Genomic DNA, 13,655 nt, shown 5'->3' on the forward strand with positions numbered 1-13,655 from the left:
TGGAAATCGGGAATTTGTGATCACTTGTTTTGAAACTGTGATCACAAATAGGCGGCGGCATGCCGAATCTGCGAAAATCTATATCTTGCTACAATTTCAGACGCTTCCAGAGCCGGATCGCTGCCAACCCGGCCCGATTGCGCCGCCAGACCGGCAAAGCCGGGGGTGCGGTGCCCTGGCTGGCTTCTGCGGCGAATAGGGTCTTGATCATCGTGACCTGTTGGGGCGGCAGAAGCTGCGCCAAATCGAACGGGCTCTGCGGATCACCTGCGGGCGACGCATGCAAATCGCGGATATGAAGCAACCTGGGCGCGCCCATTGCCGGGCCCCAGATTTTCAGCAAATCGAGCAGGATCAGATTGTATTCCTGCGGGATAGCGCCCACCGAGATGTCCAGATCCCAACACAAGCGCCGCAAGGATGTCTGGTCGAATTGCCGCCCGGAGCTGTCCATATCCGCCGCCCAAGCGCGGGCAAGCTGGCGAACACGCCGACCGCGACGGAACACCATCACGCCGGAATTGAAATGCGGATACCAGCGCGGGATATCGGCCTGTTCGCGCAGCATAAACGCCGGTCGCGACCACCCGGTCATAGCCGAAAGCGGATAGACCCGCGCCATGCTGAACAATTCGGAAATATTGGTCAGCGGCACCGTATCGGCGTCGAGCATAATAGTGCGCGCAAAACGGCTGCGCCCCATGGCTTCCAGCTTGGGACGGTGCGTGCTGCGGTCTAGCCGGCATATGCGGTCAAAAACCGGATCGACGACGTCCTGATCGGTGAACAGGTCAATGCAGGCACCGGGGCAGACCTGCTTCAGGGTCCGCGCAGACCGACGGGCGAGGATGGTGTAATCCTCGCCCGTGGTGGCATAGACATACCCTTCGCGCGGGTGCGGCATGCGCGTTACGCGAGGATCGGGTCGATACCTTTGCAGGCCTCTACCAGGCCTTTGACCGCGGCGACCGATTTGTCGAACATTGCCTGCTCGTCCTTGGCCATCTTGATATCGACGACCTTTTCGATGCCGTTCGCGCCGATGATGGTGGGCACGCCCACATACATGCCTTTCAGCCCGAACTCGCCATCGCAATAGGCGGCACAGGGCAACAGGCGGCGCTGGTCTTTCAGATAGGCTTCGGCCATTTCAATGGCGCTGGTTGCGGGCGCGTAAAAGGCGGACCCGGTTTTCAGCAGGCCAACAATCTCTGCACCGCCGTCGCGGGTGCGTTGCACGATGGCGTCCAGCTTGTCCTGCGTGGTCCAGCCCATATTGACCAGATCGGGCAACGGAATGCCACCGACCGTGGAATAGCGCGTCAGCGGCACCATGGTGTCACCATGCCCGCCCAGCACGAATGCGGTCACATCGCGCATGGAGACGTTGAATTCCACACTCAGGAAGTGGCGGAAACGGGCGCTGTCCAGAACGCCAGCCATGCCGACAACCTTGTTGTGCGGCATGCCGGAAAACTCGCGCAGGGCCCAGACCATCGCATCCAGCGGGTTGGTGATGCAGATCACGAACGCGTCAGGCGCGTTGGCGGCGATCCCCTCGCCCACCGATTTCATGACCTTCAGGTTAATGCCCAGCAGGTCGTCGCGGCTCATCCCCGGTTTGCGCGGAACGCCAGCGGTCACGATGCAGACATCCGCGCCCGCGATATCGGCGTAATCCGTTGTGCCCTTCAAGGTCGCGTCGAACCCTTCGGACGGGCCGGATTCGGCGATGTCCAGCGCCTTGCCCTGCGGCGTGCCATCGGCAATGTCGAACAGGACGACATCGCCCAATTCCTTTAGGGCGACGAGATGCGCAAGCGTCCCGCCGATCTGTCCGGCACCGATGAGTGCGATTTTGGGTCTGGCCATGATGGGTCTCCGGCTCTGTCAAAAAGATGGCACTTGCGTAGTCCGGTTTGCGGGCCTGCGCAAGGGTGCGGCCCCGTGGTCGCGCAAACAGTCGGCTAGAGGGGCAAGCCCTGCTCCAGCGCCGCGCGCATCTGATCCAGCGCAACCGCCAGATTTTCATCGACAATGTGCAGGTATTCGGTCCAGCTATGCAGCCCTTCCAGTGGGTCCGCACCGTCGGAAATGCCGCGCAGCGCGATCAGCGGCAGGGCGTGGCGCTGGCAGGCGCGCAGCACCGCAAAGCTTTCCATATCGACCATATCCTGCGCGATCTGGTTATAGGCGGCGCCGGTGACGACATTCGCACCGGTCGACAGGCTGGCGGGCACCAGCCCCGGCACCATTGGTGCAAGCGGCAAAACCGCGGGCAGGTCCAGAAGCGGGGTCGCGCCTTTCTCGAACCCGAGGGCAGAGGCATCCATATCGCGGTAGGCCACATGGCTGGCTTGGTAAACCGCGCAATGCTTCAGCCGCGCAGAGCCGGCCGACCCAAGGCTGACCACCAGATCGGGCAAGGCCCCGTCGCGGGCCAGCCCTTCGAGCGTTGCGGCCATCACGGTTGCGGCCTCTACCGGGCCGATACCCGTCATCAACGGTGCGATGCGGGCCTGCAGATGCGGGCCGTATTCGGGCGCCGCCGCCATCTGGAACAGCACCCGCGCGCTTCCCCATGTCTCGATCCTCATGGACGCACCGCGCCGCAAGGCGACGTTGCAGAAATGACAGATACGCCGGACATGAGGCCCCCTTGAACGGTCTTTGCGTCAGCTAACACCATTCCCACACGGCCCGCAATCGGCGGACCGATCCGCAACCACGGGGTTGCGCCGCTTTTGCGACAAATTCGCATTGCCACAGCACCCGTGCCGCCCCATATCTGGGGTATGCTGAAACTTGCGCCAGTCCTTTTGGCCATCGGATATGCGGTGGCGATGTATCTGCTCTCTAGCTGGCGCACCAAGCGCGAGCTGGATGCCAAATCGTCGGCGCTGGCCGACCCCAAGCTGAAAAAGCTGACGGATCACTTTGCCGATGCCGTCGGCGTGCCCGCCATCAAGGTTCATATATACGAGATTGAACCGGTCAACGGGCTGGCCGCGCCGGACGGGCGCATCTTCATCACCCGCGGGTTCTATAACAAGTATCGTTCGGGAGAGGTCACGGCAGAGGAAATGGCCAGCGTGATCGCGCACGAGCTGGGCCATGTCGCCCTTGGCCATACCCGCAAACGCATGATCGACTTTTCGGGCACGAATGCCATTCGCATGGGGCTCGCCGCGGTGTTCAACCGCTTTTTACCGGGTCTTGGAGTGGTGATCGCGAATGCCCTGACCGCGCTGCTGGCCGCAAAGCTCAGCCGCAACGACGAATACGAGGCGGATGCCTATGCCTCGGCGCTGCTGGTAAAGGCCGGCATTGGCACGGCTCCGCAAAAAACCCTTTTTCAAAAACTGGACGTTTTGACGGGTGTCGGGGGCGGCATGCCTGCATGGCTTATGAGCCACCCCGCAACACAAGAGCGCATCCGCGCCATAGAGGAAAACGAAGCGCGCTGGAAATTGCATCCGGAAGGATAGAGGGGGCGCTGCCCCCGGTGCGCTTGCGCGCCCCTCCCCCGGGATATTTGTGCAAGGATGAAAGGGTCAGACGACGACCCCTGCCCCTTCGGTGGAATCGCCGACAGTGGCACGGAAGGCGCGGAAGAGTTCGCGGCCAATGCCGTAATCATTTTCCGACAGGTCGATGCTAAGCGGCGTGCGGCTGTCGAAATCGGCTTCCAACACGTCGAGTGTGCCTTTGGCGGCATCCAGCCGGACCATGTCGCCATCGCGGAGCTTTGACAGCGGGCCGCCCTTGGCTGCTTCGGGCGCGACATGGATCGCGGCGGGCACCTTGCCACTGGCCCCCGACATGCGACCGTCGGTCACAAGCGCAACTTTGAGGCCGCGATCCTGAAGCACCGACAGGATTGGCGTCAGCGAGTGCAATTCCGGCATACCATTGGCCGCAGGGCCCTGAAAGCGGACGACGACGATGGTATCTTCGGTAATCTCTCCGGCCTGAAACGCCGTTTTGACCGATGTCTGATCGTGGAAGATCCGCGCGCGCGCCTCGATGACATGGCGCGACGGGTCCACTGCCGACACCTTGATGACGCCCTGCCCCAGATTGCCCGAAAGCTGGGTCAAACCACCGGTTTTCTGGAACGGCTCTGAAAGCGGGCGCAGAATCTTGGCGTTCAGGGTTTCGCCCGCGCCATCTTCCCAGACCAGTGCGCCATCCTTAAGCTTGGGTTCCTGCGCGTAGCGTGTCAGACCGTCGCCTGCAACTGTGCTGACATCCTCGTGCAACAAGCCAGCGTCGAGCAGTTCGCCGATCATGAAGCCCAAACCGCCTGCCGCGTGGAAATGGTTCACATCAGCCAGACCGTTGGGATAGACCTTGGCCATCAGCGGCACGGTGGCCGAGATATCGGCGAAATCCTCAAGCGCGAGGTGAATACCCGCCGCGCGCGCCATGGCGGGCAGATGCAGCACAAGGTTGGTCGACCCGCCCGTCGCCATCAGCCCGACCATGCCATTCACGAAGGCACGTTCATCCAGCACCTGCCCAGCGGGGCGGTAGTCATTGCCAAGCGCGGTAATTTCCAACGCGCGTTGGGCAGAGGCTGTCGTCAGCGCCTCTCGCAGTGGCGTGCCGGGATTGACGAAGCTCGCACCGGGCAGGTGCAGCCCCATGAATTCCATCAGCATCTGGTTCGTGTTGGCCGTGCCGTAAAAGGTACAGGTGCCCGGCCCGTGATAGCTGGCCATTTCGGCCTTCATCAGCTCTTCGCGCCCGATCTCGCCCTTGGCGAATTGCTGGCGCACGCGCGATTTTTCGTCGTTGGGCAAACCGCTGACCATCGGACCGGCGGGCACGAACACCGTCGGAACGTGCCCGAAGGTGGCAGCCGCAATTATCAGCCCCGGCACGATCTTGTCGCAGACGCCCAGGTAGACGGCGGCATCAAAGCAATTATGGCTCATGGCGACACCGGCCGCCAAGGCAATCGTGTCGCGCGAAAACAGCGACAGCTCCATCCCCGGCTGGCCTTGGGTCACACCGTCGCACATGGCCGGAACACCGCCCGCGACCTGCGCAGTGGCCCCAACGGCACGGGCCGCGGCGCGAATCTTCTCTGGGTAATGTTCGAACGGCTGATGCGCCGACAGCATGTCGTTATAGGCCGTGACAATGCCCAAGTTGGGCGCGCGCCCTTCTGCCAGCGTGTCCTTGTCGCCTGACATGGCTGCATAGGCATGGGCCTGATTGCCACAAGACAGATGCGCGCGCACCGGCCCGGCTTCGGCGGCGCGGTTCATACGGTCCAGATACTGGTCGCGACTGTTTTTCGATCGCGCGCGAATACGGTCGGTCACGGCTTCGATGGTGGGATTGAGGGGCATGGCGTGTCCTCCGGTCACAGGCTGTGCGTGGTTTGGGGATGATGTAACAAGTTAGCGCTAACAAATCAATGATAACCGGATAGCGTTGCAGGGCGCGCAAGGCGGGATTGCGAAACTGGCGGGTGCATTGCTGCGGCGCGGCATCTAAATACAGCGCAACACTGTAAAGCTTTTCATGGAGCAAAAGATGCAAGACCACACTGATTTCGCTGTTGATATGGCCGACCTGACCCGGCTGGAGCGTGAGGCGCGCCAGCTGCGCGCTGCATTTATGGCAGAGATGTTGACCGCCGCTTGGCATGGTCTGGCCAGCCTGTTCGCGACCCGCCGCACCGCAAGCTAAGCTACAAACAGGTGACAGCCCCAGCACAATGCGTTAGACGGGGCGCAACTTCTGGCCTGCCGCGAGTTGCCCCCATGCTCAGCCACCCTTTCGATGATGACAAGCTCCGCGAAGAATGCGGCGTATTTGGATGTATCGGGGTGGAAGATGCCGCAAGTTTCGTCGCTCTTGGCCTGCACGCGCTGCAACATCGTGGACAAGAAGCTGGCGGCATCATCACGCATCACCCCGAATCGGGCTTTCAATCTGCGCATAGGTTCGGGCTAGTTCGTGACAATTTCACGAAACAGGGCGTGATCGAAACCCTGCCGGGGCGCATCGGCATCGGCCATGTGCGGTATTCGACCGCCGGGTCCAAAGGGGCCACGCAAATCCGCGATGTGCAGCCCTTCTTTGGCGAATTTGCCATGGGTGGTGCTGCGATTGCGCATAATGGCAACATCACCAACGCAGACGCCATCCGGCGTGAGCTGATCGAACGCGGGTCGATCTTTCAATCCAGCTCTGACAGCGAATGCCTGATCCACCTGATGGCGCGGTCGTTCCAGAAAACCATTCCAGAGCGCATGAAAGACGCGCTGCGCCGCGCCGAGGGCGCGTTTTCGGTCGTGGCCATGACCCGGACCAAGCTGATCGGCGTGCGCGACCCGCTGGGCGTGCGTCCTCTGGTACTGGGCAAACTGCATGATGGCTGGGCGCTGGCATCTGAAACCTGCGCGCTCGACATCATCGGCGCAGATTTCGTGCGAGAGATTGAGCCGGGCGAGATGGTTGTCATCAGTGACAAGGGCGTTGAAAGCATGCGCCCCTTCGCGCCGCAAAAATCGCGGTTTTGCGTGTTCGAACATGTCTATTTCTCGCGCCCCGACAGTTTTTTCGGCGGTCGGTCCGTGTATGAAACACGTCGCCGCATCGGGGTGGAACTGGCGCGCGAAGCGCCGGTCGAGGCTGACTTGGTCTGCCCTGTGCCCGATAGCGGCACGCCTGCCGCCATCGGCTACAGCCAGGAATCCGGCATCGAATTCGCGCTTGGAATTACCCGCAATCAGTATATGGGGCGCACCTTTATCGAGCCGAGCCAGCAGATCCGCTCTATGGGCGTGCGGCTGAAGCTGAACGTGAACCGCGCGCTTATTCGCGGCAAGCGCATCATTCTGGTTGACGATTCGGTGGTGCGCGGCACAACCAGCCAGAAGATCAAGGAAATGATCATCGAGGCTGGTGCGAAAGAGGTGCATTTCCGCATCGCGTCACCGCCCACGGCATGGCCCTGCTTTTACGGGGTGGACACGCCCGACCGCGAAAACCTGCTGGCCGCGCGCATGACGGAAGATGAAATGCGCGACCATATCGGGGTGGACAGTCTGAAATTCGTCTCGCTCAACGGGCTATACCGGGCCGCGGGCGAAGCCGAAGGCCGCGACAATGCCTGCCCGCAATATTGCGATGCGTGTTTCTCGGGCGAATACCCGGTGGCCCCGCATGACATGCTGGAACGCGGGTTCCAACCCAAATACGCGGCGGAATGATCCGGTTCAGACCGCATCATTTCCTGTGTGCCTTGGGGTTTCAGGGCAAGGGCTATTCCGAGGAATTCAGCGCCAACATGGCAAGGATCGTCGACCGCTTGCGCGGGCCGGGTGGCGGCGATCTGATGTTGCAAGTGACGCATCAGGCCGATGCGATCTGCGCCCCCTGCCCCCACAAGCGCGGCTTGGGCTGCGAGAAATCCGCAAAGATCACGGCGTTGGACAGTCGCCATGCGGCGGCTTTGCGGTTGGACGATGGGGACAGCCTGACATGGGACGACGCGCAGGCGCGCATTCGGGCACATGTTGCACCCGGCGATCTGCAAACGCTTTGTGCGGGCTGCGCGTGGTTGGAATTGGGTCTGTGCGAGGATGCGCTCGCGCGTCTTCACTTCGACCGCGCATAAAAAAGGCGGGCCAAAAGCCCGCCTTTTCAAAGATTTGGCGTGATTACTTCACGCGATCTTTCAGGGCTTTGAAGGCACCCGAAACGATCAAAGCCGCGACAGCTACCTTGACCAGTTCGCCCAGCAGGAAAGGTGCAGCCCCGGCCATGAACGCGCCTTGCAGGTTCAGCGGCGTGACGGCGGTCAGCCATGCAATGCCCGGCACGAACAGCAGTGCGGTTGCGATCAGTGCGGCTGCAAACAGACCAAAGCCACGGTCAAACCCACGCTCTACCAACCAGCCCATGGCGAACGCCATGGCGACAAAGCCGAACAGGAAGCCGCCGGTCGGCCCCATCAGCGGCACCAAGCCCGCAGCACCTCCGGCAAAAACCGGAAAGCCCACGGCCCCTTGCGCAAGGTATGCCACAAGCGTGGCCCCCGCCAAACGCGACCCGTAGGTCAGGCCAATCAGCATGATGGCCAGCGTTTGCAGCGTCATCGGGACCGGGAACATCGGAACGCTGACCTGCGCGGACATGCCGACCAGCACAGAGCCGAAAACGACCATGGCCACTTTGCGGGCCAGCGAGCTATCCGCGCCCAAGCTTGTCATCAGAGGAGTATGAGCCATGAAAGCCCCCTTTTTTGCGAAACATTCTTGCGCCACTTATGCGACAGACATGCCGCGCTGACAAGAGCGCGTGCATTTGTTTGCGCGCCCAAGGACGCCCGTGCTTGCACCCTGCCCCGTTTGCCGCTAAGGGGACACATCTTTCCGCAAAGGGTTCACCGGCGCAGCTCTCGTAGGCAGGGGCGGAAAGGTCATTGCCCTGCTTTTTGAAATGCGCCCCGTATAAGAATGGAGATCGCATGCCGCTATACGAGCATGTCATGATCGCGCGTCAGGATCTGTCGAACACGCAAGCTGAAGCGCTTATCGAACATTTCGGCACGGTTCTGGCCGATAATGGCGGGACACTGGTTGATCACGAATATTGGGGCGTGAAAACCATGTCCTACAAGATCAACAAGAACCGCAAGGGCCACTACGCCTTTCTGCGTTCCGACGCCCCGGCACCCGCGGTGCAGGAGATGGAACGCCTGATGCGCCTGCATGATGATGTCATGCGTGTGCTGACCGTGAAGGTCGACGCGCATGAAGAGGGCCCCTCGGCCCAGATGCAGAAACGTGACGAGCGCGAACCGCGCCGCCGCGCATCTTGAAGGAGAGCTGAACCATGGCTACAAAACCGTTTTTCCGCCGCCGCAAGGTCTGCCCCTTCTCGGGCGACAATGCAACCAAGATCGACTACAAGGACACGCGTCTGCTGCAACGCTATATTTCCGAGCGTGGCAAGATCGTGCCCTCGCGTATCACCGCCGTGTCGGCCAAGAAGCAACGCGAACTGGCCCGCGCCATCAAGCGCGCCCGTTTCCTTGCGCTTCTGCCCTACGCTGTGAAGTAAGGAGAACAGAACATGCAAGTTATCCTACTGGAACGCGTGGCCAAGCTTGGCCAGATGGGCGATGTCGTCAACGTCAAGCCCGGATACGCCCGCAACTTCCTTCTGCCGCAGGGCAAGGCGCTGCGCGCCTCTGACGACAACGTCAAATCCTTTGAAGCCCGCAAGGCCGATCTGGAAGCGCAGAACCTTGAAACCAAGAAAGAAGCGCAGGCTGTGGCCGAACGTCTGGATGGCACGACCTATGTCGTGATCCGTCAGGCATCGGATGCGGGCGCGCTGTATGGCTCTGTCAGCACCCGCGACGTGGCCGACCTGCTGGCCGAAGCCGATGTCACCATCGAGCGTCGCCAGATCGTGATCGGCCAGCCGATCAAGATCCTTGGCCTGCACACGATCACGCTGAACCTGCACCCCGAAGTGGATGCAGAAATCCGCCTGAACGTCGCCCGCTCGACCGAGGAAGCCGAATTGCAGGCATCCGGCAAGTCCATTCAGGAGCTGGCCGCCGAAGAAGAAGCTGCCGCCGAATTCGAAATCTCGGAACTGTTCGACGAAATCGGCAGTGCCGGCATGGACGATGACGACGACCCGCGCGGTCAAGGCAACAGCGAAGACCCCCGCGACGCCTGATCGCATCCAGTCTATCGACCTCTATACACCCGCCAGCAACCTGGCGGGTGTATTCATTTGCGTTCCCGCGCAAGCCGCATTTTCGGGCAGATTTCCCGTTGCATGTGCTTTGCCGGAAACAGACGGCCTTATTCAGCGGCCACGGGGTTGTTCATACCCAGTTCGCGCCCTACATATTCATACAACTGAAACTGACCGTGCCGACTACCGTCGCGCCGCCCGCGACGGAATTATGAGGAAGGTAGTGCTGCCATGGATACGCAAAGCTTGGAACTGGCGCAGGACAACGCTTCGGATGCAACTCAGTGCGGCGCTCTTGCACCGACCGACATGCTGGATCAGGCGCAGGCCGCGTCAGCCTTTCTGAAAGCGCTGGCGCATGAAGGGCGTCTGATGATCCTGTGTCACCTTTCGACCGGCGAAAAATCCGTGAGCGAGTTGGAAACCCTGCTGCAATCGCGACAGGCCGCCGTCAGCCAGCAACTGGCGCGGTTGCGGCTGGAAGGGATTGTCACCTGCCGCCGGGAAGGCAAAACCATCTATTACGCGCTTCATGACCAGAAAGCCGAACGGCTTATCGCGCTGGTTTATGACATGTTCTGCGCACAAGCACAGTCCTGATCCGCAGTCTGGTGCCGCGCAACCCGCGCCCCACTGCCGTCCTGATTTTCCCGTGACGCTGCATCGGGCTTTCGGTATAGTTTGCTGCATGGCGGGTCGGCATCGGCGGCCCGACCCGTTGGAGGAACCTCATGTGGGAGTTATCCGCACCCGTGTTGGCCGGTAGCGCTGGTCTGTTCATTGGCACCTTGCTTGGTTTTGCCGCACGAATGGGTGATTTCTGCACCTTGGGCGCGATTGAAAGCGCGGCCTATGGCGGGGACCAGCGACGCGCGCGTATCTGGGGCGTTGTGTTGGGCGTGGCCATTCTTGTTCTGTTTGCCGCCGAAGCTCTTGGGCTGGCAGACATAACGCAAAGTCCCTACCACCAAATTGCGTTCAACCCCTTCGCCGCCGTTTTTGGCGGGTTGGTCTTTGGATACGGCATGGCGCTTGCGGGAAATTGCGGGTTCGGCGCGCTTGTACGGCTGGGCGGTGGCGATTTGCGATCTTTTCTGATCGTGATGATCATGGCGATTGCTGGGTTTATCACATTGGCCGGCCCCCTGTCCCCCTTGCGCGTCGCGCTGTTCCCAGAGGTCGAGGCCGCCCTTCCCCAAGGGTTCGGGCACGCATTCTCGCGGCTGACCGACCTGCCGTCGCTGGTCTTTGCCGCACCTGTCGGGATAGCGCTGATCGGGCTTGCCATCCGCCACCCCGACCTGCGCGGTAACCGCAGCGCAATCGGATGGTCGGTTCTGGTCGGACTGGCGATTGCCGGCGCTTTCATAGCCACCTCGGTGCTACACCGCGCCACGCTGAACGCGGTTCCGGTCGAGGGGTTTACCTTTACCGTGCCATTGGGGCGCGCAATCCTGTATCTGATGACCGCCAGCGCTGGCGGCCTGAATTTCGCCGTCGGCTCTGTTGTCGGCGTGGTCGTCGGGGCCGCATTCGCCGCCGCATGGCGGCGTCGCTTCCGTTGGGAAGCCTGCGAAGACCCGCGCGAATTGGGTCGTCAGGTCGCAGGGGCGAGCATGATGGGCGTCGGCGGCGTCATCGCGATGGGCTGCTCGGTCGGGCAAGGCGCGTCTGCCATGGCCACCCTGTCCTATTCCGCGCCGGTTGTGTTCCTGAGCATTGTAGTGGGTGCGCTGATCGGACTGCGCCAATTGCTGCGCGGTTTTCAATCGGTCTGACCATGCCACGCGGGGCCAATGAAAAACAGGCTTAGACCTAACCGATGTTTCAAAATAATGTTGCCGCGCCGCCGCCAAGCATAGGCATAGTCGCTGGACCCAGTCTACAAAGCCATCAATAACTACCACAAACTCCGAGCCATACTGGGCACTCAATTGCAGTTCGCAAGACATGGTGGCGGAGGGAACGCGACCGGGATCGGACGTTCTCCACCCTAAGCCATTGTTTTCACTTATTCTAGAATTGCGTCTTGCGCTTCTCCCATCAATCGTCGCTCGGCCTGGCCGCCGAATTCGGCGTCACGAGGGAAGCGCTCTGTCGCGAGCTGTCGCAACGCCGCGCCGCGCGGTCTGTAGGTTGAGAGTCGACCGGGAAATTTGATTTCAACCATGACGCCGCTTTCTACTCTCGCGCAGAGCAGATCGGTCGCCCGTCGATGGTTCTGAGCGGCAATAGGGTTGGTTCGACCGGCCCCTGGTGAAGATACCAGTAACATCCGTCGCGCGGCAAAAGGCGCGCCGTCGAGACATTCTGGTAAGGGGCTGCCAAGGCAGCAACCTGTTCGGGAATGGTACCGGGCTCCGTGTCCTCGGTGCCGACGACGGCGGTGCATCCGCTCAGAATGGCCGGCAACACAAAGCTGTTGAAAAATTTTCGTCCCAAGTCCGGTCCTTTCGCGCGGTGGGTTCGCCGGCTGCTCTCGGGCGCCCCGAATTCGGTACTCAACTCTGTGCGCTCACGTAGTCTTCCGGCGGATGCAGATACGCTGTCACGCCGGTTTCGACCAGCGGGTAGAGCGCGATCATATGGGCATTGACCATCCTCACACAGCCCGAACTCGCACGGCCCCCGATGGAGCGGGGCTCCGGCGAGCCGTGAATGCGCAGGTAGGTGTCCCGTTCGCCGACGTAGAGATACAAGGCCCGAGACCCAAGCGGATTTTCAGGGCCCGGCTCCATGCCGTCTTCGACATCCGCATACAGTTCCGGATCCCGCTCGATCATCGAGCGCGTCGGCGTCCAGTGCGGCCAACGGACCTTGCGCCGGATCGTGTAGGTGCCGGGCTCGTAGAGGTTGCCGCGTGCGATGGCCACGCCATAGCGCATAGCCGTCCCGCCGTCCTCGATGTGATAGAGGTAGCGCGCAATCGCATCCACATGGATGTTCCCCGGAACAAGGCCAGCACGGGCCACGACTCGTTGCGGAAGAAAACGCGGATCGAGGCCCCAGGGATTGGACGTCTCCAGGTCGAAGAAGGGCGGTGTCACCTCGGCATCCCAAGCGCTCTTCTGCGCCTCGCTCGGCCAGGTATCGGCCAGAAGCGGCCCCGCGACGGGCGGCGAGAACAGGGCGGATGCGGTCACGATGAAATGGCGCCGCGTCAGGCCCTTTTTCCCAAGCGCAATCATTGTTCCGGTTCCCGTGCATCGGAGACAAGCGTTCGCAACTGCTCCGCATCCAAGACACCGGGAACAAGGGCGTCGCCGATCACGAAAGATGGCGTGCCCGTGATGCCGAGGGCCTGCGCCAGGCGCATCGATGTCTGGATGTGCGCGTCGATCTCCTGTGCTTCCATGTCGCGACGCAATTGCGCGATGTCGAGACCGATGTCTTCCGCAATCTGGAGGACGGAGGATTCCTCCGCGCGACCGTTCATGCCCATCATCGCCCAATGGAATTCCTCGTAGAGCCCCTGTTCGCGCGCCGCCAGCGCGGCGCGGGCAGCAAACACTGACCCCTCGCCGAGGATCGGCCATTCGCGATAGACGAGCCGAACGTTCGCATCGGCCTCGAGCAGGGCTTCGATCTCGGGCTTGGCGCGACGGCAATAGGGGCAGTTGTAGTCGAAGAACTCCACCACCGTGACGTCGCCTTCCGGATTGCCCAGAACCGGCGCATTGGGATCGCGTTCCAGCGTGTCGCGTTCCCGGGCGAGCACTTCGGCCTGCGACGCAGCCTGAGCCTCGGCCTGCCGGGATTCCAAGATCGCGATGGCCTCCATCACGATCTCGGGGTTCTCCCGGATGGTTTCCAGGACCAGTTCGCGCACCCTGTCCTCTGACAGGTCCTGGGCCGCCGCCTGAAATGGCAGCGCCAGCGAAAGCGCCACCACGATCATTGAAATGATTCTTCTCATA

17 protein-coding genes are annotated in these 13,655 nt (G+C 61.5%); 9 read left to right on the top strand and 8 right to left on the bottom strand.

The window, feature by feature from the left end:
- Positions 1–88 precede the first annotated feature (88 nt).
- The 3 genes from ROE7235_RS11530 to ROE7235_RS11540 form a co-directional block, all read right to left on the bottom strand.
- Complete coding sequence (locus ROE7235_RS11530) at positions 89–904, bottom strand: putative nucleotide-diphospho-sugar transferase (RefSeq protein ID WP_121095708.1); 816 nt, start codon at positions 902–904, stop codon at positions 89–91.
- A gap of 5 nt (positions 905–909) precedes the next feature.
- A complete protein-coding gene (gene mdh / locus ROE7235_RS11535; RefSeq protein WP_121095709.1) occupies positions 910–1,872 on the bottom strand; it encodes a malate dehydrogenase in 963 nt (320 codons plus the stop codon).
- A 95-nt stretch (positions 1,873–1,967) separates the two neighbouring features.
- Positions 1,968–2,597, bottom strand: a complete 630-nt coding sequence (locus tag ROE7235_RS11540; RefSeq protein WP_121095710.1) for a 5'-methylthioadenosine/S-adenosylhomocysteine nucleosidase — start codon at positions 2,595–2,597, stop codon at positions 1,968–1,970.
- A 198-nt stretch (positions 2,598–2,795) separates the two neighbouring features.
- Between ROE7235_RS11540 and ROE7235_RS11545 the strand changes: the two genes are divergently transcribed.
- Positions 2,796–3,488 (top strand): M48 family metallopeptidase, encoded by a 693-nt coding sequence (locus ROE7235_RS11545; protein WP_121095711.1) that lies wholly within the window; start codon positions 2,796–2,798, stop codon positions 3,486–3,488.
- A gap of 66 nt (positions 3,489–3,554) precedes the next feature.
- Here ROE7235_RS11545 and edd read toward each other — a convergent pair whose 3' ends face one another.
- Positions 3,555–5,360 (bottom strand): phosphogluconate dehydratase, encoded by a 1,806-nt coding sequence (gene edd / locus ROE7235_RS11550; RefSeq protein WP_121095712.1) that lies wholly within the window; start codon positions 5,358–5,360, stop codon positions 3,555–3,557.
- A 187-nt stretch (positions 5,361–5,547) separates the two neighbouring features.
- Here edd and ROE7235_RS20135 point away from each other — a divergent pair, with 187 nt between their 5' ends.
- From ROE7235_RS20135 to ROE7235_RS11560, 3 genes are all read left to right on the top strand, one after another.
- Positions 5,548–5,703: an RSP_7527 family protein gene (locus ROE7235_RS20135; RefSeq protein ID WP_183073493.1), complete on the top strand. Its 156-nt coding sequence runs from the start codon at positions 5,548–5,550 to the stop codon at positions 5,701–5,703.
- A 74-nt stretch (positions 5,704–5,777) separates the two neighbouring features.
- A complete protein-coding gene (gene purF / locus ROE7235_RS11555) occupies positions 5,778–7,232 on the top strand; it encodes an amidophosphoribosyltransferase (protein WP_121095713.1) in 1,455 nt (484 codons plus the stop codon).
- Positions 7,229–7,639, top strand: coding sequence for a DUF1284 domain-containing protein (locus ROE7235_RS11560; RefSeq protein WP_121095714.1), 411 nt, complete (start codon positions 7,229–7,231; stop codon positions 7,637–7,639). The genes purF and ROE7235_RS11560 overlap by 4 nt, the downstream gene beginning before the upstream one ends.
- A gap of 43 nt (positions 7,640–7,682) precedes the next feature.
- Here ROE7235_RS11560 and ROE7235_RS11565 read toward each other — a convergent pair whose 3' ends face one another.
- On the bottom strand, positions 7,683–8,252 hold the full coding sequence (locus ROE7235_RS11565; RefSeq protein WP_121095715.1) for a biotin transporter BioY: 570 nt from the start codon (positions 8,250–8,252) through the stop codon (positions 7,683–7,685).
- A gap of 239 nt (positions 8,253–8,491) precedes the next feature.
- Between ROE7235_RS11565 and rpsF the strand changes: the two genes are divergently transcribed.
- The 5 genes from rpsF to ROE7235_RS11590 all read left to right on the top strand — a co-directional run bounded on the left by rpsF (position 8,492) and on the right by ROE7235_RS11590 (position 11,516).
- The gene (gene rpsF, locus ROE7235_RS11570) at positions 8,492–8,845 is read left to right on the top strand and encodes a 30S ribosomal protein S6 (protein ID WP_121095716.1); all 354 of its coding nucleotides are present in this window, start codon (positions 8,492–8,494) and stop codon (positions 8,843–8,845) included.
- Between the two features lie 14 nt (positions 8,846–8,859).
- Positions 8,860–9,087: a 30S ribosomal protein S18 gene (rpsR, locus tag ROE7235_RS11575; protein WP_121095717.1), complete on the top strand. Its 228-nt coding sequence runs from the start codon at positions 8,860–8,862 to the stop codon at positions 9,085–9,087.
- Positions 9,088–9,099: 12 nt separating this feature from the next.
- A complete protein-coding gene (gene rplI, locus ROE7235_RS11580; RefSeq protein ID WP_121095718.1) occupies positions 9,100–9,717 on the top strand; it encodes a 50S ribosomal protein L9 in 618 nt (205 codons plus the stop codon).
- A 252-nt stretch (positions 9,718–9,969) separates the two neighbouring features.
- On the top strand, positions 9,970–10,338 hold the full coding sequence (locus tag ROE7235_RS11585) for an ArsR/SmtB family transcription factor (protein ID WP_183073494.1): 369 nt from the start codon (positions 9,970–9,972) through the stop codon (positions 10,336–10,338).
- A 131-nt stretch (positions 10,339–10,469) separates the two neighbouring features.
- A complete protein-coding gene (locus ROE7235_RS11590; protein ID WP_121095719.1) occupies positions 10,470–11,516 on the top strand; it encodes a YeeE/YedE family protein in 1,047 nt (348 codons plus the stop codon).
- A gap of 403 nt (positions 11,517–11,919) precedes the next feature.
- Here ROE7235_RS11590 and ROE7235_RS11595 read toward each other — a convergent pair whose 3' ends face one another.
- Genes ROE7235_RS11595 through ROE7235_RS11605 form a run of 3 tightly spaced genes read right to left on the bottom strand, consistent with a single transcriptional unit; the run spans position 11,920 to position 13,654 of the window.
- On the bottom strand, positions 11,920–12,180 hold the full coding sequence (locus tag ROE7235_RS11595; protein ID WP_121095725.1) for a hypothetical protein: 261 nt from the start codon (positions 12,178–12,180) through the stop codon (positions 11,920–11,922).
- Positions 12,181–12,239: 59 nt separating this feature from the next.
- Positions 12,240–12,926, bottom strand: a complete 687-nt coding sequence (locus tag ROE7235_RS11600) for a L,D-transpeptidase (RefSeq protein ID WP_085880888.1) — start codon at positions 12,924–12,926, stop codon at positions 12,240–12,242.
- Complete coding sequence (locus ROE7235_RS11605) at positions 12,923–13,654, bottom strand: DsbA family protein (RefSeq protein WP_085880887.1); 732 nt, start codon at positions 13,652–13,654, stop codon at positions 12,923–12,925. Before ROE7235_RS11605 ends, ROE7235_RS11600 begins: the two co-directional genes overlap by 4 nt.
- Position 13,655 lies beyond the last annotated feature (1 nt).

It is taken from the genome of Roseinatronobacter ekhonensis, from assembly GCF_900499075.1.
GTDB classification, from domain to species: Bacteria; Pseudomonadota; Alphaproteobacteria; order Rhodobacterales; family Rhodobacteraceae; genus Roseinatronobacter; species Roseinatronobacter ekhonensis.

Excerpts from the sequence above, each read along its gene's own strand:
- ROE7235_RS11530 (WP_121095708.1), bottom strand. The coding sequence starts at position 904 with ATGCCGCACCCGCGCGAAGGGTATGTCTATGCCACCACGGGCGAGGAT.
- mdh (WP_121095709.1), bottom strand. The coding sequence starts at position 1,872 with ATGGCCAGACCCAAAATCGCACTCATCGGTGCCGGACAGATCGGCGGG.
- ROE7235_RS11540 (WP_121095710.1), bottom strand. The coding sequence starts at position 2,597 with ATGAGGATCGAGACATGGGGAAGCGCGCGGGTGCTGTTCCAGATGGCG.
- ROE7235_RS11545 (WP_121095711.1), top strand. The coding sequence starts at position 2,796 with ATGCTGAAACTTGCGCCAGTCCTTTTGGCCATCGGATATGCGGTGGCG.
- edd (WP_121095712.1), bottom strand. The coding sequence starts at position 5,360 with ATGCCCCTCAATCCCACCATCGAAGCCGTGACCGACCGTATTCGCGCG.
- ROE7235_RS20135 (WP_183073493.1), top strand. The coding sequence starts at position 5,548 with ATGCAAGACCACACTGATTTCGCTGTTGATATGGCCGACCTGACCCGG.
- purF (WP_121095713.1), top strand. The coding sequence starts at position 5,778 with ATGCTCAGCCACCCTTTCGATGATGACAAGCTCCGCGAAGAATGCGGC.
- ROE7235_RS11560 (WP_121095714.1), top strand. The coding sequence starts at position 7,229 with ATGATCCGGTTCAGACCGCATCATTTCCTGTGTGCCTTGGGGTTTCAG.
- ROE7235_RS11565 (WP_121095715.1), bottom strand. The coding sequence starts at position 8,252 with ATGGCTCATACTCCTCTGATGACAAGCTTGGGCGCGGATAGCTCGCTG.
- rpsF (WP_121095716.1), top strand. The coding sequence starts at position 8,492 with ATGCCGCTATACGAGCATGTCATGATCGCGCGTCAGGATCTGTCGAAC.
- rpsR (WP_121095717.1), top strand. The coding sequence starts at position 8,860 with ATGGCTACAAAACCGTTTTTCCGCCGCCGCAAGGTCTGCCCCTTCTCG.
- rplI (WP_121095718.1), top strand. The coding sequence starts at position 9,100 with ATGCAAGTTATCCTACTGGAACGCGTGGCCAAGCTTGGCCAGATGGGC.
- ROE7235_RS11585 (WP_183073494.1), top strand. The coding sequence starts at position 9,970 with ATGGATACGCAAAGCTTGGAACTGGCGCAGGACAACGCTTCGGATGCA.
- ROE7235_RS11590 (WP_121095719.1), top strand. The coding sequence starts at position 10,470 with ATGTGGGAGTTATCCGCACCCGTGTTGGCCGGTAGCGCTGGTCTGTTC.
- ROE7235_RS11600 (WP_085880888.1), bottom strand. The coding sequence starts at position 12,926 with ATGATTGCGCTTGGGAAAAAGGGCCTGACGCGGCGCCATTTCATCGTG.
- ROE7235_RS11605 (WP_085880887.1), bottom strand. The coding sequence starts at position 13,654 with ATGAGAAGAATCATTTCAATGATCGTGGTGGCGCTTTCGCTGGCGCTG.